The 22,273-nt window shown below is 71.0% G+C and carries 19 protein-coding genes and 2 pseudogenes; 11 read left to right on the top strand and 10 right to left on the bottom strand.

All coding sequences use genetic code 11. From position 1 onward, the window contains the following. The first annotated feature begins 31 nt into the window (after nt 1–31). The 3 genes from AC07AG_RS07980 (at nt 32) to AC07AG_RS07970 (ending at nt 2,737) form a co-directional block, all read left to right on the top strand. A complete protein-coding gene (locus tag AC07AG_RS07980) occupies nt 32–790 on the top strand; it encodes a lysostaphin resistance A-like protein (RefSeq protein ID WP_478752991.1) in 759 nt (252 codons plus the stop codon). 103 nt (nt 791–893) lie between these two features. After that, on the top strand, nt 894–1,988 hold the full coding sequence (locus tag AC07AG_RS07975; RefSeq protein WP_478752989.1) for a baeRF3 domain-containing protein: 1,095 nt from the start codon (nt 894–896) through the stop codon (nt 1,986–1,988). 92 nt (nt 1,989–2,080) lie between these two features. Then, nucleotides 2,081–2,737 carry a hypothetical protein gene (locus AC07AG_RS07970; RefSeq protein WP_478752987.1) on the top strand — a complete coding sequence of 219 codons (657 nt, stop codon included), beginning with the start codon at nt 2,081–2,083 and terminating at the stop codon, nt 2,735–2,737. 27 nt (nt 2,738–2,764) lie between these two features. Here the strand turns inward: AC07AG_RS07970 and AC07AG_RS07965 are convergent, their stop codons facing one another. Then, nucleotides 2,765–4,027 (bottom strand): arginine deiminase, encoded by a 1,263-nt coding sequence (locus AC07AG_RS07965; protein ID WP_478752985.1) that lies wholly within the window; start codon nt 4,025–4,027, stop codon nt 2,765–2,767. Between the two features lie 100 nt (nt 4,028–4,127). Then, nucleotides 4,128–5,585: a basic amino acid/polyamine antiporter gene (locus AC07AG_RS07960; RefSeq protein ID WP_478752983.1), complete on the bottom strand. Its 1,458-nt coding sequence runs from the start codon at nt 5,583–5,585 to the stop codon at nt 4,128–4,130. Between the two features lie 148 nt (nt 5,586–5,733). Between AC07AG_RS07960 and AC07AG_RS07955 the strand changes: the two genes are divergently transcribed. Further along, a complete protein-coding gene (locus AC07AG_RS07955; RefSeq protein ID WP_478752981.1) occupies nt 5,734–6,789 on the top strand; it encodes a lipoate--protein ligase family protein in 1,056 nt (351 codons plus the stop codon). On the opposite strand, the gene AC07AG_RS07950 is transcribed toward AC07AG_RS07955, so the two are convergent. Together AC07AG_RS07950 and tatA are read right to left on the bottom strand one after the other, a co-directional pair. Then, nucleotides 6,755–7,486: a DUF4232 domain-containing protein gene (locus AC07AG_RS07950; RefSeq protein ID WP_478752979.1), complete on the bottom strand. Its 732-nt coding sequence runs from the start codon at nt 7,484–7,486 to the stop codon at nt 6,755–6,757. The two genes, AC07AG_RS07955 and AC07AG_RS07950, sit on opposite strands and share 35 nt — an antisense overlap. Nucleotides 7,487–7,543: 57 nt before the next feature. Further along, on the bottom strand, nt 7,544–7,717 hold the full coding sequence (tatA, locus tag AC07AG_RS07945; RefSeq protein WP_478752977.1) for a Sec-independent protein translocase subunit TatA: 174 nt from the start codon (nt 7,715–7,717) through the stop codon (nt 7,544–7,546). Between the two features lie 172 nt (nt 7,718–7,889). Here tatA and AC07AG_RS07940 point away from each other — a divergent pair, with 172 nt between their 5' ends. Beyond that, nucleotides 7,890–9,383, top strand: a complete 1,494-nt coding sequence (locus AC07AG_RS07940) for an LCP family protein (RefSeq protein ID WP_478752975.1) — start codon at nt 7,890–7,892, stop codon at nt 9,381–9,383. Here the strand turns inward: AC07AG_RS07940 and mgtA are convergent. The 3 genes and pseudogenes from mgtA to AC07AG_RS07925 all read right to left on the bottom strand — a co-directional run bounded on the left by mgtA (nt 9,374) and on the right by AC07AG_RS07925 (nt 14,060). Then, nucleotides 9,374–11,979 (bottom strand): annotated as a pseudogene (gene mgtA / locus AC07AG_RS07935) (magnesium-translocating P-type ATPase). The gene AC07AG_RS07940 and the pseudogene mgtA sit on opposite strands and share 10 nt — an antisense overlap. 34 nt (nt 11,980–12,013) lie before the next feature. After that, nucleotides 12,014–12,415 carry an ArsR/SmtB family transcription factor gene (locus AC07AG_RS07930; protein WP_478752973.1) on the bottom strand — a complete coding sequence of 134 codons (402 nt, stop codon included), beginning with the start codon at nt 12,413–12,415 and terminating at the stop codon, nt 12,014–12,016. Nucleotides 12,416–12,491: 76 nt separating this feature from the next. After that, nucleotides 12,492–14,060 (bottom strand): NCS1 family nucleobase:cation symporter-1, encoded by a 1,569-nt coding sequence (locus tag AC07AG_RS07925; RefSeq protein WP_478752971.1) that lies wholly within the window; start codon nt 14,058–14,060, stop codon nt 12,492–12,494. Nucleotides 14,061–14,305: 245 nt separating this feature from the next. Between AC07AG_RS07925 and AC07AG_RS07920 the strand changes: the two are divergent. The 3 genes and pseudogenes from AC07AG_RS07920 to AC07AG_RS07910 all read left to right on the top strand — a co-directional run. Next, nucleotides 14,306–14,933: pseudogene (locus AC07AG_RS07920) on the top strand (NAD-binding protein); the annotation flags it as partial. Nucleotides 14,934–15,171: 238 nt separating this feature from the next. Next, complete coding sequence (locus AC07AG_RS07915; RefSeq protein WP_478752970.1) at nt 15,172–15,657, top strand: hypothetical protein; 486 nt, start codon at nt 15,172–15,174, stop codon at nt 15,655–15,657. A gap of 94 nt (nt 15,658–15,751) precedes the next feature. Next, the gene (locus tag AC07AG_RS07910) at nt 15,752–17,188 is read left to right on the top strand and encodes a flotillin family protein (RefSeq protein WP_478752968.1); all 1,437 of its coding nucleotides are present in this window, start codon (nt 15,752–15,754) and stop codon (nt 17,186–17,188) included. Between the two features lie 34 nt (nt 17,189–17,222). Here AC07AG_RS07910 and AC07AG_RS07905 read toward each other — a convergent pair whose 3' ends face one another. Both AC07AG_RS07905 and sigJ read right to left on the bottom strand, forming a co-directional pair. Then, nucleotides 17,223–18,278, bottom strand: coding sequence for a PucR family transcriptional regulator (locus tag AC07AG_RS07905; RefSeq protein WP_478752966.1), 1,056 nt, complete (start codon nt 18,276–18,278; stop codon nt 17,223–17,225). Between the two features lie 456 nt (nt 18,279–18,734). Continuing rightward, nucleotides 18,735–19,676 (bottom strand): RNA polymerase sigma factor SigJ, encoded by a 942-nt coding sequence (gene sigJ / locus AC07AG_RS07900; protein WP_478752964.1) that lies wholly within the window; start codon nt 19,674–19,676, stop codon nt 18,735–18,737. A gap of 217 nt (nt 19,677–19,893) precedes the next feature. Between sigJ and AC07AG_RS07895 the strand changes: the two genes are divergently transcribed. The 3 genes from AC07AG_RS07895 to AC07AG_RS07885 all read left to right on the top strand — a co-directional run bounded on the left by AC07AG_RS07895 (nt 19,894) and on the right by AC07AG_RS07885 (nt 21,261). Beyond that, a complete protein-coding gene (locus tag AC07AG_RS07895) occupies nt 19,894–20,367 on the top strand; it encodes a carboxymuconolactone decarboxylase family protein (protein WP_478752962.1) in 474 nt (157 codons plus the stop codon). A 161-nt stretch (nt 20,368–20,528) separates the two neighbouring features. Further along, entirely contained in the window at nt 20,529–21,077 is a 549-nt protein-coding gene (locus tag AC07AG_RS07890) for a YceI family protein (RefSeq protein WP_478752961.1), read from the top strand. A 43-nt stretch (nt 21,078–21,120) separates the two neighbouring features. Next, nucleotides 21,121–21,261, top strand: coding sequence for a hypothetical protein (locus AC07AG_RS07885; RefSeq protein WP_478752960.1), 141 nt, complete (start codon nt 21,121–21,123; stop codon nt 21,259–21,261). Here AC07AG_RS07885 and AC07AG_RS07880 read toward each other — a convergent pair. Further along, a complete protein-coding gene (locus AC07AG_RS07880) occupies nt 21,242–22,258 on the bottom strand; it encodes a TIGR03842 family LLM class F420-dependent oxidoreductase (RefSeq protein WP_478752958.1) in 1,017 nt (338 codons plus the stop codon). The genes AC07AG_RS07885 and AC07AG_RS07880 overlap by 20 nt on opposite strands. Nucleotides 22,259–22,273 lie beyond the last annotated feature (15 nt).

Below are 22,273 nucleotides of genomic sequence, written 5' to 3'. Positions count from 1 at the left end.
CGCGTGCGCGGGACGCCCGCACGATGGACTCGTGCACGCCCGACGCCCCTCCTCGCGGCACCCGCGGCACCCGCGGCTCTCGCAGCTCTTGCGGCGTCCGGTCACGACGGCCACCGCCGTCACCGCCACCGTCGCCGTCCTCGTGCTCAGCAACCTCGCGAACAACCGGTGGGCGCAGCCCCTGAGCCTCCCCCTCTCCCTGCTGGCCACGGCGGTGCTGCTCGCGATCGTGTACTGGTGGGGCGGGCGGTGGGCCGACGTGGGCCTCGCGCGCGGCACCCTCGTGCGCGGTCTGTGCTGGGCGCTCGCCCTGATCGGGATCGTCGGCGCGGGGTACGCCGTCGCGGCCGCGCTGCCGCTCACCCGCGGCCTGTTCGAGGATCAGCGGCAGAGCGGTCTGAGCGGGAGCGAGGTCGCCCTGCGGGTACTGGTGACGGTTCCGTTCGGCACGGTCCTGCTGGAGGAGGTGGCCTTCCGGGGCGTCCTGTTCGGGCTGCTCCTGCGCTCGCGCGGGCCGCTCGCCGCGACCCTGCTCTCGTCGGGGCTGTTCGGCCTCTGGCACATCCTGCCCTCGCTCGGTCTCGCCGACGCCAAGCCCGCGCTCGGCGGCGCCTTCGGGCACTCGGTCCTCGGCGTGATCGTCGTCGACGCCGGAGCGGTCCTCTTCACGGCCCTGGCGGGCTGCCTCTTCTGCGAACTGCGCCGCCGCAGCGGAAGCCTCCTCGCCCCCATGGGGCTGCACTGGGCCACGAATGCCCTCGGGTACGTCTTCGGCTTCCTGCTGAGGTGAGCAGCTGATGCCACGACCAGACAACCGTCATATGGTGCATTTCATGGCGTAATTCCCCTCCCCGGAGGCTCCTCATCCGCCACCGCCCCGAAAGGGTCACCCCATGCACCCCTCCCTCAACCCGGCCACCCTGGCCGAGCTGCGCCGGCCGCGCCCCTATCCCGCCGTCACGGTCCTGCTGCCGACCCACCGCAGGGAGCCGGACAACGCGCAGGATCCCGTGCGGCTGCGCAACCTCGTCGCCGAGGCCAAGGAGCGCCTGAAGTCCGACCCGGCCGTGGCCAGGGAGCAGCGGATCGAAGTGGCCGCGCAGCTGGACCAGGCGGTGGCGGAGATCGACCTCGTACATGCCGAGGACGGGCTCGCCGTCTTCGCCGCCCCCGGGGAGCACCAGGTGTGGTCGCTCGCCAGGACGGTCCCCTCGCGCGTGGTGCTCTCGGACACCTTCCTGACGCGCAACGTCGTCGCGGCCCAGGCCGCCGAGCGCCCGTACTGGGTCCTCGCCGTCTCGGCCGACCGCGTCTCGCTGTGGAGCGGCACCGCCGAGCGGGTCACCGAGCACAAGGCGGACGGATTCCCGCTGACCCGGAGCCTGGAGGACCCGGACGCCGAGCGCAAGGAGCGAATCGGCGACCTGCCGAGCACCTACCGCGACGAGCAGACCCGCAAGTTCCTGCGCGAGGCGGACCTGTCCACGGCCAGTGTGCTCCGCGCCCATCCGCGCCCCGTGTTCGTGGCAGGGGAGGCCGCGGCGCTGTCCCTCCTCGACGGCGCAGGCACGGTCATCAAGCAGGCCGACCGGGTGCCGCACGGCGGCCTCGTGCACGGCCCGGCGGACGCGGTGCGGCAGGCGGTACGCCCCTTCCTCGCCGCCCAGGACAAGAGCGAACTCGACTCCGTGCTGCATGAGTTGGACGCGGCGCAGGGCCGACGCCACTACGCCGCCGGTCTCGACGAGGTCTGGCAGAACGTGACGACGGACCGGGTGCGCCTCCTCGCCGTGGAGGACACCTACCAGGCGACCGTGCGCGACGACGGCGGACATCTGGTGCCTGCCGATCCGGACGACCTCGACGCGGTGGACGACGTCGTCGACGACATCGTCGAGCGGGCCCTGGACACCGGCGCACAGGTCCACTTCGTACCCGAGGGCGCGCTCGCCGACCGGGGCCGGATCGCCTGCGCCCTGCGCTACTGACACCCCCCTCATGACCAGCAACAGGTAACAGACAACAAGTAACAAGCAAGAAGCAAGAAGCAAGAACAGCAGCAGGGAAAGGACCGCACCGAATGAACCCGATGCCGCCCCGCGGGAAGCGGCGCCCCGCACGCCGCAGGCCCGCGGTGTCCGCCGCCCTCACGCTCGCCGCCACGGTGACGGCCGCCGCCGCCCTCGTCTCGTGCAGCACCGACAGCGACGCCCCATCGTCCGAGGGCAGCAGGACGGTCAGCGAACGGCCGACCGCCCCCGACTCGTCGTCGTTCTCGGAGAAGACCGCGTCCCCGTTGAAGTCGCAGGCCTCGGAGGCCGCCGAGTCCGCCCGCGCCTCGGCCTCGGAGGCCGAGGCCTCCGCATCGGAGCGCGCGGACGAGTTCGAGGCGTCCGTGTCCGCCGACACGGAACGGGCAAACCAGGCCGCCAAGAACGCCCTGAAGGACGTCGACGGGCGGGGCAACGCGATGTCCGACGTCTCCATGACGGGCAAGCCGCGCTCCGAGACCGGCGGCGTGCTCGCCTCCGTGGTGACCTTCACCAACAGGACCGACAAGACGGCCGACTTCGCCGTGCAGGTCGACTTCGTGGACTCATCGGGCAAGGCCGTGGAGACCCGTTACGTCGGCACGGAGAACCTCGAACCGGGCAAGCGCGCCCAGCGGTACGCCATCAGCCACGAGCCCCCGGAGCCGAAACTCTCCGCGAAGCTCGTCAAGGCCCAGCGGTACTAGGCCACCACCGGTACTGCACTGCCCCCCTCAGAACTCCACGGCGTCGCGGACGAGCGGGCACGTCATGCAGTGTCCGCCGCCGCGGCCCCGGCCGAGTTCGGCGCCGACGATGGTGATGACCTCGACGCCCGCCTTGCGCAGCAGCGTGTTGGTCTGGGTGTTGCGGTCATAGGTGAAGACCACGCCCGGCTCCAGGGCGACGGCGTTGTTGCCGCTGTCCCACTGCTGCCGCTCGGAGGCGTAGACGTCCCCGCCCGTCTCGATCACGCGCAGTTCGGGCAGGCCGAGCGACTTGGCGACCACGTCGACGAACGCACGCGAGCCCTCGTCGGTGATCTCGACGCCCGAGGCCTTGTCGCCGGGGCGCAGCGTGAAGGAGTGCACGGCGTCCATGATCTTCGGGTAGAGCGTGACGATGTCGCGGTCGGCGAAGGTGAAGACCGTGTCGAGGTGCATGGCGGCCCGCAGCTTGGGCATGCCGGCGACGATGACCTGCTCGGCCGCGCCGTTCTCGAACAGCGCGGACGCGACCTGGGTGATGGCCTGCCGCGATGTGCGCTCGCTCATGCCCATCAGGACGACGCCGTTGCCGACGGGCATGATGTCGCCGCCCTCGAACGTCGCCTGGCCCCAGTCGAGTTCGGGGTCGCCCCACCACACCGTGGCCCCCGTGAAGTCGGGGTGGAACTGGTAGACGGCCTTCATCAGGAGCGTCTCGTCGTGCCGGGCCGGCCAGTACAGCGGGTTGAGCGTGACGCCTCCGTACAGCCAGCACGTCGTGTCGCGCGTGTAGAGCGTGTTCGGCAGAGGCGGCATCAGGTACTCGCGTACGCCGGTGGATTCGCGCACGAGCGCGACATAGCCGGAGCGGAACTCGTCCGGCAGGTCCGCGGTGGCGAGGCCCCCGATGAGGTACTCGGCGAGCTGCTTCGGCTCCAGCGTCTCCAGGAAGGCGCGGGTGCCGTCGATGAGCCCCAGGCCGACCTCGTTCGCGGTGATCTTCCGGTCGAGGAGCCAGGTCCTTGCCTCGGGGATCGCCATGGTCTGCGCGAGCAGGTCGTGCAGCTCGACGACCTCGACCCCGCGCTGCTGCAGCTTGATGACGAAGTCCGCGTGGTCGCGCTGGGCGTTCTCCACCCACATGACGTCGTCGAAGAGCAGGTCGTCGGCGTTGGTGGGGGTCAGCCTGCGGTGTGCGAGTCCCGGCGCGCAGACCAGTACCTTGCGCAGCCTGCCGACCTCGGAGTGGACGCCGAACGTCGGTGCGGCGGGGGTGTCGTGGCTGGTCACGGTGCGCCTTTCGGTCGGGGGCGACAGGTTCGGTGGCGACAGGTTCGGGGACGACAGCTTCGGGGACGAGCCGGGCCCGGACCTGTCCGGGCCGGTCCGGTCAGAGGTCGATCCAGCCCGCCGCGAGCGCGATCACGCCCACGACGGCGCCCGCGATCGAGACGGCGCAGATGACGGCCTCGCGTGGCGAGAACAGGCGCCGGTTCTGCTCCCGCCGGGCCTTGATGAACAGGAGCGTCGCGGGGGCGTAGATGATGAAGGAGACAAGGACGAACTTGAGCCCGGCCGCGTACAGCAGGAACGCCATGTACAGCGTGGCGATCACCGCGATCACGAGTTCCTTGCGCGTGCTCTGCCCGGCGACGCCCTCGCGACCGGGCCCGGTGGCGATCTTGACGGCGAAACCGGCCGCGAGCAGGAACGGGATGAGGCTCAGCGCGCTGGTCAGGTCGAGCGCGAAGTTGAACGCGTCGTCGGAGAACATCGTGACGACCAGGACCACTTGGCTCAGGGCGGTGGTCATCAGGAGCGCGGGGACCGGCACGTCCTCGGAGGTGGCCTTGCGCAGGAAGCGGGGCATGTCGTCGTCCTTCGCGGCGACGAAGAGCACTTCCGCGGCCATCAGTGTCCAGGCGAGGTAGGCGCCGAGCACGGAGATGATGAGTCCGACGCTGACGAAGACCTTGCCCCAGGTGCCGACCGCCTCCTCCAGGACCCCCGCCATGGAGGGCTGGCGCAGCTCGGCGATCTCCGCCATCGGCATGATCCCGTACGACACGATGGTGACCGATGCGAAGACGGCGAAGACGCTGAGGAAGCCCAGGATCGTGGCCCGGCCGACGTCCTCGCGGCGCTTGGCGTGCCGGGAGTAGACGCTCGCGCCCTCGACCCCGAGGAAGACGAAGACGGTGGCCAGCATGGTGCCGCGCACCTGGTTGAACAGTGATCCCGCGTAGTCCGCGCCGCCGAAGTTGTCCGCGAAGACGGACGGCTTGAAGAAGAAGAGGGCCAGGATCACGAAGACGAGGATGGGCACGATCTTGGCGACGGTGACGATCCTGTTGATCGCCGCGGCTTCCTTGACCCCGCGCCGGATGAGCAGGAAGAACGCCCACAGGCCGCACGAGGAGAGTACGACGGCGAGCAGGGTGTCGCCGTCGCCGAGGCTCGGCCAGATGGCGCCGATGGTCGACATGATGAGCACCCAGTAGGTGACGTTGCCGACGCACGCGCTGGCCCAGTACCCGAAGGCGGAGAAGAAGCCGAGGTACTCGCCGAACCCGGCCTTCGCGTAGGCGTAGACACCGGCGTCCAGATCCGGTCTGCGGACGGCGAGGGTCTGGAAGACGAAGGCGAGCATCAGCATGCCCGCACCGGCGATGGCCCAGGCGATCAACGCGCCCGCGACCCCGGTCTCCTGGGCGAACCGCCGTGGCAGCGAGAACACGCCCGCGCCGACCATGGAGCCGACGACCATCATCGTCAGCGTGGCGAGCGTCAGCTTGACGGCCGGTGACGCGCCGGCGGTGGCTCGGTCGCTCGTCTCAGCGTGACTCATGGGCTCCTCGTCAGCTCCCGTCAGGGCCGGCGCCGAGGGGACGACTGACCACCCTGTGCGGGAATCTATCCCTAGTGGGTCGAGTTGTCCTGATATGAAATCGCAGGCTGCCGGAGTCCGCGATTCGGCCAGGCCCGGAGGAAGCACAGTGCACGGTGAGTACAAGGTCCCCGGCGGCAAGCTCGTCGTCGTGGACCTGGAGGTCGAGGACGGCGCACTGCGGCATGTGCGGGTGGCGGGGGACTTCTTCCTCGAACCTGACGAGGCGTTCGACGCCCTGAGCCGTGCCCTGGAGGGCGCACCCGCCGACACCGACACGGCGGGGCTCGCCTCCCGCGTCGACGCCGCGCTCCCGGAGGGCACGGTGATGTACGGACTCACGTCGGAGGGCGTGGGCGTCGCGGTGCGCCGCGGCCTCGCGCACGCCACGGACTGGACCGACTACGACTGGCAGCTGATCCACGAGGCCCCGCAGTCCCCCGCCCTCCTGATGGCCCTGGACGAGGTGCTCACCGAGGAGGTCGCCGCCGGGCGCCGCCCGCCGACGCTGCGCGTGTGGGAGTGGGAGTCCCCGGCGGTCGTCATCGGCAGCTTCCAGTCGCTGCGCAACGAAGTGGACCAGGAGGGCGCCGCGCGCCACGGCGTCCAGGTGGTGCGCCGGATCAGTGGCGGCGGCGCCATGTTCTGCGAGCCGGGCAACGCCATCACGTACTCGCTCTCGGTCCCTGACTCCCTCGTGCAGGGCCTGTCCTTCGCCGACAGCTACGCCTATCTGGACGACTGGGTCCTCGACGCGCTGGGCGACATGGGCATCAAGGCGTGGTACCAACCCCTCAACGACATCGCCACCGACGCCGGTAAGGTCGCGGGCGCCGCCCAGAAGCGGGTCGCGGGCGGCCACGGCGCCGTGCTGCACCACGTGACCATGTCGTACGACATCGACGCGGAGAAGATGGTCGAGGTGCTCCGCATCGGCCGCGAGAAGCTCTCGGACAAGGGCACGCGGAGCGCGAAGAAGCGCGTGGATCCGCTGCGCCGCCAGACGGGCCTCCCGCGCGAGACCGTGATCGAGCGGATGCTCGACTCCTTCCGCGCGCGGTACGGCCTGACGGTGGGCAAGGCCACGGACGAGGAGATGGCCAGGGCGAAGGAACTGGCCCGGACGAAGTTCAGCTCGCCGGAGTGGACGGCACGGGTGCCGTAGGCCTTGACGGGTTCGCGGCGTCGGCGGGCGGCCTCTGCCAGGCGGTCGTGCCGATGCGGCCGGTGTTGCCGAGGTCGATCCGGCCCTCCGGCGTCACGGTCCCGGGGCGGGTGCCAGGCGCCGGGGTGACCTTGAGATAGGTGCCACTGACGGCGGTCGTGGTCGTGTCCGTGACGGTGTTGCGCCAGACGAGGACGGTGTAGGCCTCCTCGCCCCGCTTGAGCGAGACGCGGTGGTTCGGGCCGGGGTCGTCGTCCCTCGCCATGATGGGCTCGGTCCCTTCGAGGATCTGTACGTCGAGGGGTTCGCGGCGCTCGTCCAGGACCCGCAGCTTCGGATAGCCCTTCAGGCGGTAGGTGTCCTTGCCGCAGTTGGTCAGGGTCACGCTCATCGCGCGCAGGCCCATGGCGGGGTTGACCATGCCCGCCTCGATGCGGACACCGGACGCGGGGCAGGAGGGCGAAGCCACGTCGGGCACCTCCGGCGGCCCCGTCTCGACGGGCATCCCGGTCGGCGAGGCAGGACCGGCCGAGGCCGACAATCCGTCGCCGTCCCCCGCACCGGCCCGACCATCCTGAGCCGACGCCGTACGCCCGGGATCCGCCTCCCGCTCCAACTCCTCCGAGAGCCCGCACCCGGTGGCGAGCAGGACCACGGCCGCGAGGGCAGCGACATGTCTGAACGCTATGACGGTCACGCGGGGATCATGCCACGGCCACGTGACGGTGACTCCTGTACCGGTGGCGCGGCCTGCCTAACCCTTCCCCCGCTCCCCGTCCTCCCGCATCGCCCTGGTCTCGCTCTTCAGGATCCGCAGGGACTTGCCCACCGCGCGTGCCGTGTCCGGCAGCTTCTTCGAGCCGAACAGCACGATGACCACGATCGCCACGATGAGCAGATGCCAGGGTTCCAGTCCGTTACGGAGCATCTCGCCCGCCCTTCTCCACAGATGTCTCAGCTGTCACTAGATGTGCCAGCTGTCACTCAGCCGTCGGTTGCCTCAGAAAAGATTGCTACATTGCGCAACTGTACAACCATGGGGCGGTCCGGAAGGTCCCTCTCCATGAGGCGGAACGACTCGGACGGATAGGGCGGCACCCATGACCACCAGCCACCGTGCAGCTGTACGCGGTCGTCGGCGCAAGCGCGGCCGTGTGCGGCTCGCTCTCGGCGTCGTCCTGTCACTCCTGGTCCTCGTGGCGGCCGGCGCCGGGTGGGCGTACTTCCGCCTGAGCGGCAACATCGACACGTTCGCGGCGGACGGCGTCTCCGGCGACCGGCCCGACGCCGACGCGTCCAAGGGCGAGAACCTCCTGGTGATCGGCTCGGACGCGCGCACAGCGGGCAACAGCGCGCTCGGCGGCGGCGACAAGAGCGACATCGGCCGCTCCGACACCGCCTTCCTGCTGCACGTGTACGCCGACCACCGGCACGCCGTCGCCGTCTCCATACCCCGCGACACCCTCGTGGACATCCCGCCCTGCAAACTGCCGGACGGCAGCTGGACCAGGACCCGGCCGAACACCATGTTCAACGCCGCGTACTCCGTGGGCGAGACCGCCAAGGGCAACCCCGCCTGCACCCAGAACACCGTCGAGCACCTCACCGGCCTGCGCGTCGACCACACCGTCGTCGTCGACTTCAAGGGGTTCGCGGAGCTGACGGACGTGGTGGGCGGAGTGCGGGTGTGCCTGCCGCAGGACGTCTACCAGCGCGATCTCAACCCCCACCGCACCACCCGCGGCACACGTCTCTTCACCAAGGGCGAGCAGGAGGTGTCGGGCCGGAAGGCCCTGGATTACGTACGCATCCGGCACGGCATCGGCGACGGCTCCGACATAGGCCGCATCAAGCGTCAACAGGCCTTCGTCGCAAGCCTGTTGAAGAAGGTCAAGAGCGACGGCCTGAACCCCACCAAGCTGCTGCCGCTCGCGGACGCCGCGACGAAGTCCATGACCGTCGACCCCGGACTCGGCTCCGCCGACAAGCTGATCTCGTTCGCGATGTCCCTGAAGGACATCGACCTGAGCAACACCAAGTTCGTCACCGTCCCCTGGCGGTACGAGGGTTCGCGCGTCGCCGTCGTCCAGCCGGACGCCGACGCTCTCTGGGCGTCGCTCAAGGACGACCGCACGCTGGACGGGGCGGACGCCGGCGGCGGGAAGGGTGAGCGGGAGTCCACCGGTGCGAAGACCGCCGCGCCCGTCTCCGGGGACGGCGCCGCCGTGGCCGTCGAGAACGGCACCACCGTCACCGGCCTCGCCGCCCGCGCGGCGAAGACCCTCACCGAGCACGACTTCACGGTCACCGACACCGCGACCGCCGCAACCCAGGACCACGCCACCACGGTGATCGCCTACGGCCCCGGTGAAAAGAGCCGCGCGAAGTCCCTCGCTCGCCTGTTCCCGGGGGCGGAGGTCGAGTCGGCCACCGCGCCCGGCATCACCGTCACCCTCGGCCAGTCGTACGCGGACGCCCCCTCGGCCGCGCCTTCCGGCGAGCCGGAACCCGTCCCCGGCAAGGTCCCCGACAAGATCGCCGACGACGCCCGCTCGGCCGACGACAACCCCTGCTCCGACCTCTCCTACGGCTGAACGTCCCACCGTCGCCGGAGCACCCCGAGCGCCACCGCGTAGAGACCGAGCACCACGGCGAGCAGCAGGTAGTACAGGCCCGGCAGCGCCGTCATCCCCAGGAACGGCCCCAGCGGCGAGTGCGGAAGGAGCAGTCCGACGGCGGCGAGCGCGGCCACCGACCAGCCCACCGGGCCCGGCGTCCAGCCCTCGGCCCTGCGGCGGCCGGTCCGCAGGAGCAGCATCACCAGGGCCTGGGTCAGCAGGTTCTCGGTGAACCACCCGGAGTGGAACACCGCCTGGTCGTCCACGGCTCCGGGGCCATGCAGGGCGAGCGCGAGGACGAGGAAGGTGGCGAGGTCGGCGAGGGCGTTGAGGGCGCCGAAGCCGGTGATGAAACGCAGGAAGGCGCGGGGCCGCAGCACGGTGGGGCGGCGGAGCACCGCCGGATGTGGCCGCTCGTAGGCGAAGGCGAGCTGCGCGGCGTCGAAGCACAGGTTCTGCACGAGGACCTGCGCGGGGAGCATCGGCAGGAACGGCAGCAGGAGTCCGGCACAGAGCATCGCGATGACGTTGCCGAGGTTCGAGGAGAGCGTGACGCGCAGATACGTGGCGATGTTGCCGCTGCTGTGGCGTCCCGCGAGGACGGCCTGGTCGATCGCGGTGAGGTCCTTGTCGGCGAGCACCACGTCGGCGCTCTCGCGTACGACGTCCACGGCGGCCCGCGGGGCGATCCCCACGTCGGCGGCCCGCAGCGCGGGCAGGTCGTTGACCCCGTCGCCGAGAAATCCGGTGGTGTGCCCGCAGGACCGCAGCGCCGCGGTGATGCGGGCCTTGTGCTCGGGGGTGCAGCGCGCGAAGACGGTGGTGCGCCGGACGGTCTCGGCCAGTTCGGCGTCGGTGAGGGTGTCGAGGCGGTCGGCGGTCAGGACCTGGCCGGAGCCGATCCCCAGCTCACGGCAGGCCCGCGCCGCCGTCCCCGGATGGTCGCCGGTGATGATCTTGACCGTGATGCCGCTCTGAGCGAGGTCCCGCAGGGCGCCGGCCGCGGTCGGGGCGAGCGCGTCCCGCAGGGTGAGGAAGCCGCGGAAGGTCAGGCCGCGTTCGTCGGCCGGGGTGTAGGCGCGGGTGCGCGCGGTCCGCTCGGCGGTGGCGACGGCGAGGACGCGCAGGCCACTGTCCGCCTCGTCGGCGGCGACGGCCAGCAGCCTCGCTCGTTCACCGTCCCCCAGCACACAGCGTTCCAGTACGTCCTCTGGGGCGCCCTTGACCACGAGCGTGTGGGTGCCGAGGCTGCCGGGACGGCGTACGACGGCGGTGGCGATGCGGCGTACGGAATTGAAGGGCAGCGCCGCCACCCCGTCGTACCGCAGCGCTTCGTCCTCGTCCGCGGCGTCGAGGACCGCGTCGTCGAGCGGGTCGGGGGCGGGCAGCTCGGCGAGCTGGAGCGTCCACCAGGAGTTGACCGCGGCCAGTGCAGCGCTTCGGGCGCCGCATGCCCGTCGGCGCCCAGGGCGCGGTCGAGCACCGGCCGGTCCTCGGTGAGCGTGCCGGTCTTGTCCAGGCACAGGACGTCGACGGCGCCGAGGTCGTGCAGCGCGGGCAGCCGTTTGACGATCACCCCGTGCGTACGGGCCAGGAGCGAGGCCCCGCGCGCCAGGCAGGTGGTGACGATGACCGGCAGCATCTCCGGCGTCAGGCCGACCGCCACGGCGACCGCGAACGGCAGGGTCTCGAGGCCCCGCCCGCGCAGGGCGGCGTTGGCCATCAGGACGAGCGGCGGGGTCAGCAGCATGAACCGGATGAGGACCCAGGAGATGCCGTGCACGGAACGGTCGAAGGCGCTCGGCCCGCGCCGCCCCTGCAGCCCGCGCTGCCCCCGCAGGCTGTGCCGCTCCTGCAGGCCGTGCGCGGCGGCGAACCGGGTCCGCGCCCCGGTCGCGACGACCACCGCGGTGCCGCTGCCCGAGGCGACGCTGCTGCCCTGGAAGCAGAGATGAGGCTGCTCGAAGGTGCCTTCGGGGCGCCGCGGGCCCGGCACGTCGGCGGCAGCCTTGGGCACCGGCGCCGACTCCCCCGTCAGTGCGGCCTGGCGCACGCCGAGTCCGCTCGCGCGCAGCAGCCGTACGTCGGCGGGGACGAGATCGCCGGGGCCGAGCCGCACCACGTCCCCGGGCACCAGCTCCTCAACCGGGATCTCCCGCTCCTGGGGATCCCCGTCCCGTTCCGCGCGGCGCAGCACGGTCGCGGTGGTGGCCACCAGCGCACGGAGCGCGGCCATGGACCGGTCGGCGCGGTACTCACCGGACGTCCGCAGCACCCCGCTGACGACGACCAGGCACAGGATCACGCAGGCGGTGCCCCAGGACGCGACGGTGGCCGACACCAGGCCGAGGCAGAGCAGCACAGCCGTGAACGGATCCCGCATGCTGCGGCCGAAGAGCCGCGGCCACGCCACCGCACGCCGGTCGGGAAGGGTGTTCTCGCCGAACCGGGCGACGCGCCGCTCGGCCTCCTCGTCCGTCAGGCCGCGCGGGCCGCTGTCCACACGGCGCAGCACCTCGAGCGCCGTGAGCCCACTGGCTGCGGCCTCCGTCACGAGGGCCTCAGGCTCCAGGGTTTCGGGCGCGAAGGCTTCAGGCACCAAGGTCTCAGGCGCCAAGGCCGCGGAGCCGGCGCGCGGGAGACTCCACAGCGCGGTCGGCGCGGTCGGCGCGGTCGGGGCGGTCAGTGCGGTCGGCGCGGTCCGTCAGCTGTCCGACCATCAGCCGCACCACGGTCACCACGTCCGCGTCGTCGACGAAGTAGACCTGGCGCCTGCCCTCGCGCCGGGCCCGCACGAGCCCGGCGAGCTTCAGCTTCGTCAGATGCTGGCTGACCGCGGGCAGCGCACCGCCGACCCGCTCGGCAAGACCCGTCACGTCGCTCTCGCCCTGCGCGAGCGCCCACACGATGTGCAGCCGCGCGGATGAGGCGAGCAGGCCGAAGGCCGCGGCCGCCTCGGCGAGAACCTCGGCCGGCGGATCGTCGAAGCCGGTGCCGCCTGTCGCCACGGTCGTCCTCCTCCGCCCTCCGCGCCCGGACTCGCGCGCACGAACGTCTCGTACGCAAGGGTCGCGAGGATCCAGTCTAGGCCGCCGGCCGGCCTCCTCCGGAGCCCGCGCGCCTGCCCACCGTCATCAGCCCGACGTAGACCACCAGCGCCGAAGCGAGCCCGATCGCCCACCCGTAGTCGGCGAGCGGCCGCAGCGCGGGGATCAGCCCGTCCTCGGGGAACGGCCCCTTCCCCGGCGCCGAGTGCGAACCGCCCACGGCGAGCACGCCCCCGACCGCGAAGGCCGCGACGGCGCGCAGGTTCCAGCCGCCGGTGTACCAGTAGCGCCCTTCGGGGCGGTACAGATCGACGAGGTCGAGGACCGTCCGCCGCACCACCCAGTAGTCGGCGATCAGGATTCCGGCGACCGTGCCGAGCAGTCCGCCCACGACGCCGAGCCAGACGAAGATGTAGAGCTCAGGCGTCTCGATCAGCTTCCACGGGAAGATGACCACGCCCACGACACCGGTGATCAGTGCGCCCGTACGGAAGTTGATGAACTTCGGGGCGAGGTTCGCGAGGTCGTACGCGGGTGAGACCACGTTCGCCGCGATGTTCACAGAGACCGTGGCGACCAGGACCGTCACCAGGGCGTAGAGGAGCCCGAAGACGTTGTCGGCCTTGGCCGCCAGGTCGACGGGCTCCCAGATCGGATCGCCGTACACCGCCTGCGAGCCGGAGGTCACCAGGACGGACAGGAGCGCGAACGCGGTCATGGTGGTCGGCAGGCCGAGCGTCTGCCCCCACACCTGCGCCCGCTGCCCCTTCCCGAACCGGGTGAAGTCGGGGATGTTCAGGGACAGCGTGGACCAGAATCCGATCATGCCCATCAGCGCGGGGAAGAACACCGGCCAGAAGTCGGCGCCCCAGCCCAGTGCGGACGGCTGGTCGAGGAGCGGGCCGAGGCCGCCCGCCTTGTCGGCGATCCACACGAGCAGCACGACGGCCCCGACGAGCACGAAGGGCGCCGCCCAGTTCTCGAAGCGGCGCAGCGCCTCCATCCCCCGGTGGATGATGGCCAGTTGGAGGGCCCAGAAGAGCACGAAGCAGAGCCACAGCGGCCATGGATAGCCGCCGATCTGCGCCTCGTCGCTCCACGCGCCGTCGAAGACCTTGTTGAGCAGGACGTAGATCCCCTGGCCGCCGATCCAGGTCTGGATGCCGAACCAGCCACACGCCACGACGGCGCGGATCAGGGCGGGCAGGTTCGCGCCACGCAGGCCGAAGGACGCGCGGGCCAGGACGGGGAACGGGATGCCGTACTTCGGGCCCGCGTGTCCCGTCAGGAGCATGGGCAGGAGCACGATCACGTTGGCCGCCGCGATGGTGAAGACGGCCTGGCGCCAGTCCATGCCGAGCGCGACCAGGCCCGAAGCGAGCGTCCAGGAAGGGATGTTGTGGGCCATGCCGACCCACAGCGCGGCGAAGTTGTAGGTGCTCCAGTGGCGTTCGGCGAGCGGAATGGGCTTGAGGTCGTCGTTGGCGAAGCGGCTGTGCTCCGGAAAGGCGCCGGGGAGCAGCTCGACGCGGCCGTCGTCGGCGACGGTCTGGGAAGTCGCGCCGGGCTCCGCGGCGGCCGGCCCCGTGGGGACGGTGCCGCTCACGAGGCGGTCGGATCTGTCTGCGGCACACGTCCGAAATCCATGCCCAGGCTCCTTACTCGGGTCAACGCGGGTCATCGCGGGTCAACTCAGGTCAGGTACTGGTGTGGGGGCTGGTGTTGGCGAGTGCTGGAGAGTCCGCAGAGCCCGCCCTCCGCCAGTTTCCCCGACCGGCGGCGACGGCAATCCTGCTCCCGGTGAGCCATATCGCGCCAGTCGCGTACCCCAACTACCTTGCCCCTCGGGCCTGCGTCCTCGGCCTCGCGGTGGCGAACTGGCTGACCAGCGACGCCCACCCGCTGCACGCCGCCTATCTGACCCTGCTCGACCTGTTCGCCATCGACGATCCCGCGCTCGGCGAGTCCACCGCACGCCAGATCCTTCAACTCCTCTCCGGCCTGGCCGGGTTGCTCCTCCTGCCGGTGCTGCTCGCCGCCGTCCTTGAGGCGTTGGGCACGTTCCGCGCCGCCTCCTCCCTGCGCCGTCCGCCAGGCGGTCTCCCCGGGCACGTGGTCCCGCTCGGCCTCGGCAAGATCGGGACCCGCGTCCTGGCGCGCCTGCGCGAACTCGGCATCCCCGTCGTGTGCGTGGAGGAGGATCCCGAGGCGCACGGCATCCCTCTCGCCCGCCGACTGCGCGTACCCACGGTCGTCGGCGACGTCACGGACGAAGGCGTGCTGGAAGCCGCCGAGATCCACCGCGCGCACGCACTGCTCGCCCTCACCAGCGTCGGCACCACCAATCTCGAAGCCGCCCTGTACGCCCGCTCGGTCAAGCCCAACGTGCGCGTGGCCCTGCGCCTCTACGACGACACGTTCGCCACCGCCCGTCTACCGCACCCTGCGCGCCGCCCACCCGCAGGCCGGCGGCAGATCCTGGGCGCGACCCGCCAGGGCCTGGCGGAACTCCTCGGTCGGCGCGCCCAGGAGGCCCGGACGGGCGCCCCTGCCGACGCGTAGACCGGCAGAACGGCAGACCTGCAGAAGAACGGCAAACAGCAGCCCGGCATGAAAGAGCTCCAATGATTGCCGGATCACGGCAATGTGCACCATCTGCCCGGCATGCGACGATCCTCACCTCACCGAGACATCCGGCAAGTTGGGGAGGTGCTCCGGTGACTCTCTTTCTGGGTCTTGGCATCGCGGGGATCGCGCTGCTGGTCCTCTGCCTCGTCTTCGACGGGGTTCTTGAAGGGCTCTTCGACGGCGTGCTGTCCCTTCCCGTGGTCGCCGGATTCGTGTCCATGCTCGGCTTCGGCGGCGCGATCGTGCTCGGCACGACCGGGCTCGGCGCCGGTGGCGCCACCGCCGTCGGAGCGGCCGCCGGTGCGGGAGCGGGCTGGCTGACATGGAAGTTCAGCCGCGCCCTGATGCGGGATCAGACCGCGGCCACGCCACGGGGCGACGATCTCGTGGGCACCGCGGGAGCCGTGGTCACCGCGATCCCGGTCGACGGATATGGCGAGGTACTGCTCCAACTGGCCGGTCAGCCGGTGAAGTTCGCCGCCAAGAGCGCCGTGGCCGTCACCCGCGGCACCGAGATCTGGGTGGAGGCGGCACTGTCGCCGACCTCGGTCGCGGTCCGCCCCGTACAGCGCTGACCACCGGACCGGCCGAATCAGCCGAACCGGCCCTTCACACCCGCGTACAACATCACCGATCTGCCGCCCCCTGGGAGGCAGGGGGGAATTCACCATGAGTCCAGTCCTGACCGCCGTCATCGGAGTCGTCGTACTCCTCGCGCTGCTCGCACTCGTCGTCGTGACCCGCTACAAGGTCGCCGGGCCCAGCGAGGCCTTCATCGTGACCGGGCGGCGCGGGAAGAAGTCCACCGACCCCGACACGGGCCGGATCTTCACCGACAACAGCGGCCAGAAGGTCGTGGTGGGCGGCGGCGTGTTCGTCGTGCCGTTCGTCCAGCAGAAGTTCACGCTCGACCTCTCCTCGCGGCACATCCCGATCGCGGTGCGCGGCGCGGTCACGCTGCGCGGCGTGAAGGCCAACCTGGAGGGTGTCGCGATCGTCAAGGTCGGCGGCACCGAGGACTCCATACGCGCCGCGGCCCAGCGGTTCCTCGCCCAGCAGGGCGGCATCGTCGGCTTCACCCAGGAGGTGCTCTCGGGCGCGCTGCGCTCCATCGTGGGCCGGATGTCGGTGGAGGACATCATCCGCGACCGCGCCGCCTTCGCCGGGCAGGTCGCCGAGGAGGCCGAGGCCAGCCTGTCCGGGCAGGGCCTGGTGCTCGACGCCTTCCAGATACAGGACATCACCACCGAGGGCTCCTACCTGGAGGATCTCGGCCGTCCCGAGGCCGCCCGCGCCAAGCAGGAGGCGGACATCGCCGAGGCCGTGGCCCGCCGTGCCGCCGAGCAGGCCCGGCTGAAGGCCGAGGAGGAGATCGCCGTCGCCCAGCGGACGTTCTCCCTCAAGCAGGCGGAGATCAAGGCCGAGACCGACGAGGCCTCCGCGCGCGCCGGGGCCGCGGGGCCACTCGCCGAGGCCGCCCGCCAGCAGGAGGTCCTCACCGAGCAGGAGAAGGTCGCCCAGCGGCAGGCCGCCCTGACCGACCGCGAGCTTGACACCAAGATCCGCAAGCCCGCGGACGCCGCCCGCTACCAGGCCGAGCAGGAGGCCGAGGCCCGCCGTGTCTCCCTGGTCAAGCAGGCCGAGGCCGACGCCGACCGGGCCCGTCTGACCGGTGAGGGCGAGAAGGCGCAGCGTGCCGCGCTGGCCGACGCCGTACGTCTGGAGGGCGAGGCCGAGGCCGCCGCGATCGGCGCCAAGGGAGCCGCCGAGGCGGAGGCGATGCGCAAGAAGGCCGACGCGTTCGACCGGTACGGCGACGCGGCGGTGCTGCAGATGCTCGTCGAGGTCCTGCCCAGTGTGGTGGCCAAGGCGGCGGAACCGCTCAGCGCGATCGACAAGATGACCGTGATCTCCACGGACGGCGCGAGCCAACTGTCGCGCACGGTCGCCGACAACGTCGCCCAGGGCGTCGAACTCCTCAGCTCCACCACGGGAGTCGACGTCGCCGAACTCCTCAAGGGCATCACGGGCGGCAAGCCCTTGGCGGGCACGGCTCCCACCAAGCTCAACGACAAGCTCAACGGCAAGATCGACGTCACCGACTGACCGCCACGGCTCACCGCTGGTCACAGGTCACCGGTCACAGCGAGGTGGTCGGCCAGCCGAGCAGTCGGGCGCCGATCACCGCTGTCTGGAGGGTGTAGCGGTCCAGGGGGTCGGCGGGGTCGGATCCGGTGAGGGTGCGGACGCGCTCCAGACGGTACGTCAGGGCTCGTACGCTCAGTGACAACTCCCGCGCCGCCTGGGCCGCCACGCACCCGGTGTCGAAGTAGGCGAACAGGGTTTCCAGCAGGGGCACGGCGCCGCCCCGCGCCTCTTCCAGGGGTCCGAGCGTGGTGAGCACCAGGTCCACCAAGGCCTGCCGGTCACGGGCGAGGACGGGGAAGACCAGGAGGTCGGCGGCGCGCAGCATGGGCTCGTCGAAGCCCATGCGCGTCGCGAGCTCCAGGGTGCTGACGGCTTCCTCGTAACTGTGGGCGATGCCCGCCGCGCCGGGCTGGGGCCGGCCGATGGCGATGCGGCCGCCGTCGGTGGCGGCGTGGGCCCGCTTGGCGAAGTGGGCGAGGACCTCGTCCTGATGGGCGGGGGCGATGCACACGAGCCGCCCGTCCTTGGTGGTGAGCAGGATATGGCGGTCGCCGAAGCGGCCGACGAGCTCGCTCTCCACGTCCCGCGACACGGGATCGGTCTCGTCATAGGCGTCGGGGCCCTCGGCCACGGCCACGGCGTGCGCGTGGGAGAGCCGCAGGCCGAATCGCTCGGCACGCGCGGCGAGACGCCCCAGGTCCCCTCGTCCGTACAGCAGGTCGTCGATCAACTCACGCCGCGCGGCCTCCTCTTGGCGTACGACGAGCCGTTGCGCGTGTTCGTACCCCTCGGCGAAGGCATCGATGGCCTGCTCCGCGGTGGCGAGCAGATGGTCGGGATCGCCGGCCGCGGGGCGGTGGACGCGGGTGGCGGTGAGGTGCTCGCGGATGAGGACGCGCCACGTGTACCCGGCGTGGGCGGCCTGCGCACCGAGCGCACGGCGTGACGTCAGCTCCTCACGGGTGAGGCGGCGGCCGGTCGCGGCGGCCCGAGTGAGCATGTCGGCGTAGCCGTCGAGCAGCCGCTCGGGAATCTCCTGGGTGGTCATCTGGTCTCCGGAGGACAGACACGGCGGTGCGGCACGGGCGCGGGCGCGGACACACGGCGTTCCATGCCGTCGGAAGGACGGGCGACGGCAACTGGGCGCGGGCAGAGGGGAGTCGAGGAGTCAATACCCCGAAGACATCAGCGGCGCGGGCTGCTCGTCATGGTGCCGTCGATATCAGGCACGCTGTCACGGGCGGAGTTGTCGATGCGCACGATCCTGGGACCCATCTCCCGCCCACCCCACCCCTCCGACCGTCGGCGACCGTCGTCGCCGCCGCTTGAATATTGAGCAACCCCTGGCGCGATGGAGCGCCTCGGCTCAGTTCGTCGGTTTACCGTACGACATAGATCGTAAAGGGGAAACCAGAGGCCTCAAGCGGACAAAAACCGGCACCCGGTGGCTCGACGGGGAGGCACCCGGCACCTCGGGCCGTGGTCCAGTCAGGCCGTGGTCCAGTCAGGCCGTGGTCCAGGTCCAGGTCCGCAGCTTCTCGGGGTTCCGTACGGCCCAGAAGCGCGTGATCCGGTCGCCTGCGACGTCGAGGGCGATCACCGACGTGGTGACGCCCTCGTGCTGGACCACCAGGCCGGGGCGGCCGTTGACCGTGCGCTCCAGGATCGTCTGGCCGGACAGCCTGCCGGCGACGGCGATCAAGTAGCGCGCGATCTCCTCGGCTCCCGCGACGGGGTGGGGCGCGGCGTTGACCAGGCCGCCGCCGTCGGCGAGTGCCGTGGCTTCGGGGTCGAGGAGGCCGATGAGCGCGGCGATGTCCTTGGCCTCCCATGCCTGCTTGAAGTCCCTGACGACGTCGGCACTCCGGGCGGCCGGAGCCGCGGGAGCGTGCGAGGCGCGCATGCGGCGGCGGGCCGAGGACGCCAGCTGGCGGCATGCCGCCGGGCTGCGGCCGACGATCTCGGCCACTTCGGCGAAGGAGTAGCGGAAGACGTCGTGCAGGATGAACGCCACGCGCTCGGCCGGGGTCATGGATTCGAGCACGACGAGGAACGCCATGTTGACCGACTCGTCGAGGGTGACCCGGTCGGCCGGATCGGAGGCCGTGCCGCCCGGCCGCCCCTCGGTCCACTCCGTGCGATCGGGCAGCGGCTCCGGTATCCACGCGCCCACGTAGCTCTCGCGCCGGGCCCGTGCCGAGCGGAGCTGGTCGAGGCAGATGCGGCCGGCGACCTTCGTCAGCCAGCCACCGGGGGATTCGATGGCCTCCCGCTGCTGCGGGGTCATCGCGTACCAGCGGACGTAGGCCTCTTGTACGACGTCCTCGGCATCGGCAAGCGAGCCGAGGAGCCGGTAGGCGAGATTGATCAGCTGACGCCGCTCGCTCATGATCGCGCCCAGGCTCGGGTCGCGCCGGACGTCTCCGGTCGTGAACTGGATCCTCATGGTGTCGCCGCTCCCCTTGCCGCGTTTCCGTCTTGCCGCATGTGCCGTCGCCCATACGACGAGACAGCCCTCCGGAATGTGACGCGGGCCCGCGTCGCCGCGGGCGTCGCCTCACATTCCGACGGGCTGTCTCGTCGGTGGTGCTGGGACGCCAAGGTCCCGCGAACGGCCGCTCCGCCCATGGGGCGAGCCGGTCAAGCAGGCTAAGGAGATCACCGTGGACACCCGTCTCGACTTCCTCACCAATCCGGTCTCGGCCAAGGTCGTCAAGCACATCGCCGCCGCGGGCAAGGCACTCGCGGACTCGACGCTGCCGGCCGCGACGCACGAGCTGGTCGCGCTCCGCGCCAGTCAGATCAACGGGTGCGGTTTCTGCATCGACATCCACACCAAGGAAGCGGCGCACGCCGGGGAGACCCAGGTCCGCCTCCACCTGGTCGCGGCCTGGCGCGAGGCTTCGGTGTTCACCGACGCCGAGCGGGCCGCGCTGGAGCTCGCGGAGGAGGGCACCCGCATCGCGGACGCGGCCGGTGGTGTCAGCGACGAGGTGTGGGCGAACGCCGCCAAGCACTACGACGAGGACCAGCTCGCCGCCCTGGTGTCGATCATCGCCGTCATCAACGCCTTCAACCGCCTGAACGTCCTCACCGTGCGGCCCGCGGGCGAGTACCAGGTCGGCCAGTTCGGATGAGCGGCGCCGGTTCGGACCGCCGTGCGGTCCGGGTGAGCCGACCTGGCTGAGCGGGCGGAGATCGTCGACGGCCGGCTCCCGGCCCTCGGGAGCCGGCCCATCCCCAAGCTCCACCCCTCAACCTCCAACGCCCAACCCCCAACCCCCAGGAGACACCACCCATGTCATCGACCACGATCCACCTCGCCGAGCTGACCGGCGCCTACACCCTCGAAACCGCCCACAGCCGGATCGGCTTCGTCGCCCGGCACGCCATGTCCACCAAGGTGCGCGGCCAGTTCGAGGAGTACGAAGGCGACGTACTCCTGCACGGCGACCACCCGTCGAAATCCCGCGCACGCCTCACGATCCGGACGACGAGCCTCCAGACCCGGAACCCGCAGCGCGACGACCACCTGCGCGGCAGGTTCCTGGACACGGACAACCACCCGGCCATCACCTTCGCCTCGACCGACGTGGCGGCGACCGGCGGGACCACCTACCAGGTCACCGGCGACCTGACCATCCGCGGCGTGACCAAACCGGTCACCATGGACGTCGAGTTGACCGCCGCCGAGAGCGACGCACGGGGCGACGTCCGGGTCGGTCTCCGGGGCGGCGTCACCATCAACCGCAACGACTGGGGCGTGAACTGGAACACCGCGACCTCCTTTCTCGTGAGCCCGAAGGTGACCCTGGAGTTCGACGTCATCGCCGTCCGGCAGCCCTGACGAGACACCGGACAGGCCGGGCAGCCCCAAGGAGAGGAAACCCATGGCCACGCGAGTGCGCGTCGTCGTGACACTGCGCGATCTGGACGCCCGGCACCGCACAGCCCTGCCTCATTACGGTGTCGTCGCCGACCTGGAGATGGGGCTGCTCACGACAGGCCTGCTCACGACAGGGCGGGGATGACCGTGCTGCCGTACCCGTCGATGACGCCTTCTCGGTCGTCATGCATCGCGTACAGCGCGAACTGGTCCACCCCCAGCCGCTTCAACTCCCTCAGTTTCTCGATGTGTTGCGCCGCCGTGCCGATCACGCAGAAGCGGTCCACGATGTCGTCGGGGACGAAGGCCGTGTCGGGGTTGTCGGCGCGGCCGTGGTGGGAGTAGTCGTAGCCCTCGCGGGCCTTGATGTACTCGGTGAGGGCCTCGGGGATCAGGTCCGAGTGTTCGCCGTACTTCTTCACCAGGTCGGCGACGTGGTTGCCGACCATCCCGCCGAACCAGCGGCACTGCTCACGGGCGTGGGCGAGCGCGGCGGGTGAGTCGTCCTCCGTCAGATAGGCGGGCGCGGCGACGCAGATCTTGACCGCCGCCGGGTCGCGGCCCGCCGCCGTGGCCGCGTCCCTGACCGCCTTCACCATCGACTGGGTGAGATACGGGTCGGCCAGCTGGAGGATGAAGCCGTCGGCCTCCTCACCCGCCATCTTCAGCGCCTTGGGGCCGTACGCGGCCATCCACACCGGGAGTTGGGCGTCCGGCTTGATCCAGGGGAAGCGGATCGTGGTGCCGCCCAGGTCCGCGTCCCCGCCCGAGGCCAGCGACCGGATGACCTTCATCGCCTCGCTGATCCGGGCGAGGGTGTTCGGGGCACGGCCCGCCACTCGCATCGCGCTGTCGCCGCGCCCGATGCCGCACACCGTGCGGTTGCCGTACATGTCGTTCAGCGTGGCGAAGGTCGAGGCCGTGACCTCCCAGGTGCGGGTGCCCGGGTTGGTGACCATCGGGCCGACGATCAGGTGCTCCGTGTTCGCCAGGATCTGGCTGTAGATGACGAAGGGTTCCTGCCAGAGCACGGCCGAGTCGAAGGTCCAGCCGTAGCGGAAGCCGCTGCGCTCCGCTCGCTTCATGAGGCTGATGACCTGGGCGGCCGGCGGATCGGTCTGCAGGACGAGTCCGAAATCCATGGTGCGTCGCCTCTC

The organism is Streptomyces sp. NPDC044044 (genome assembly GCF_056434405.1).
This window is presented reverse-complemented; position numbering and strand designations above follow the sequence as displayed.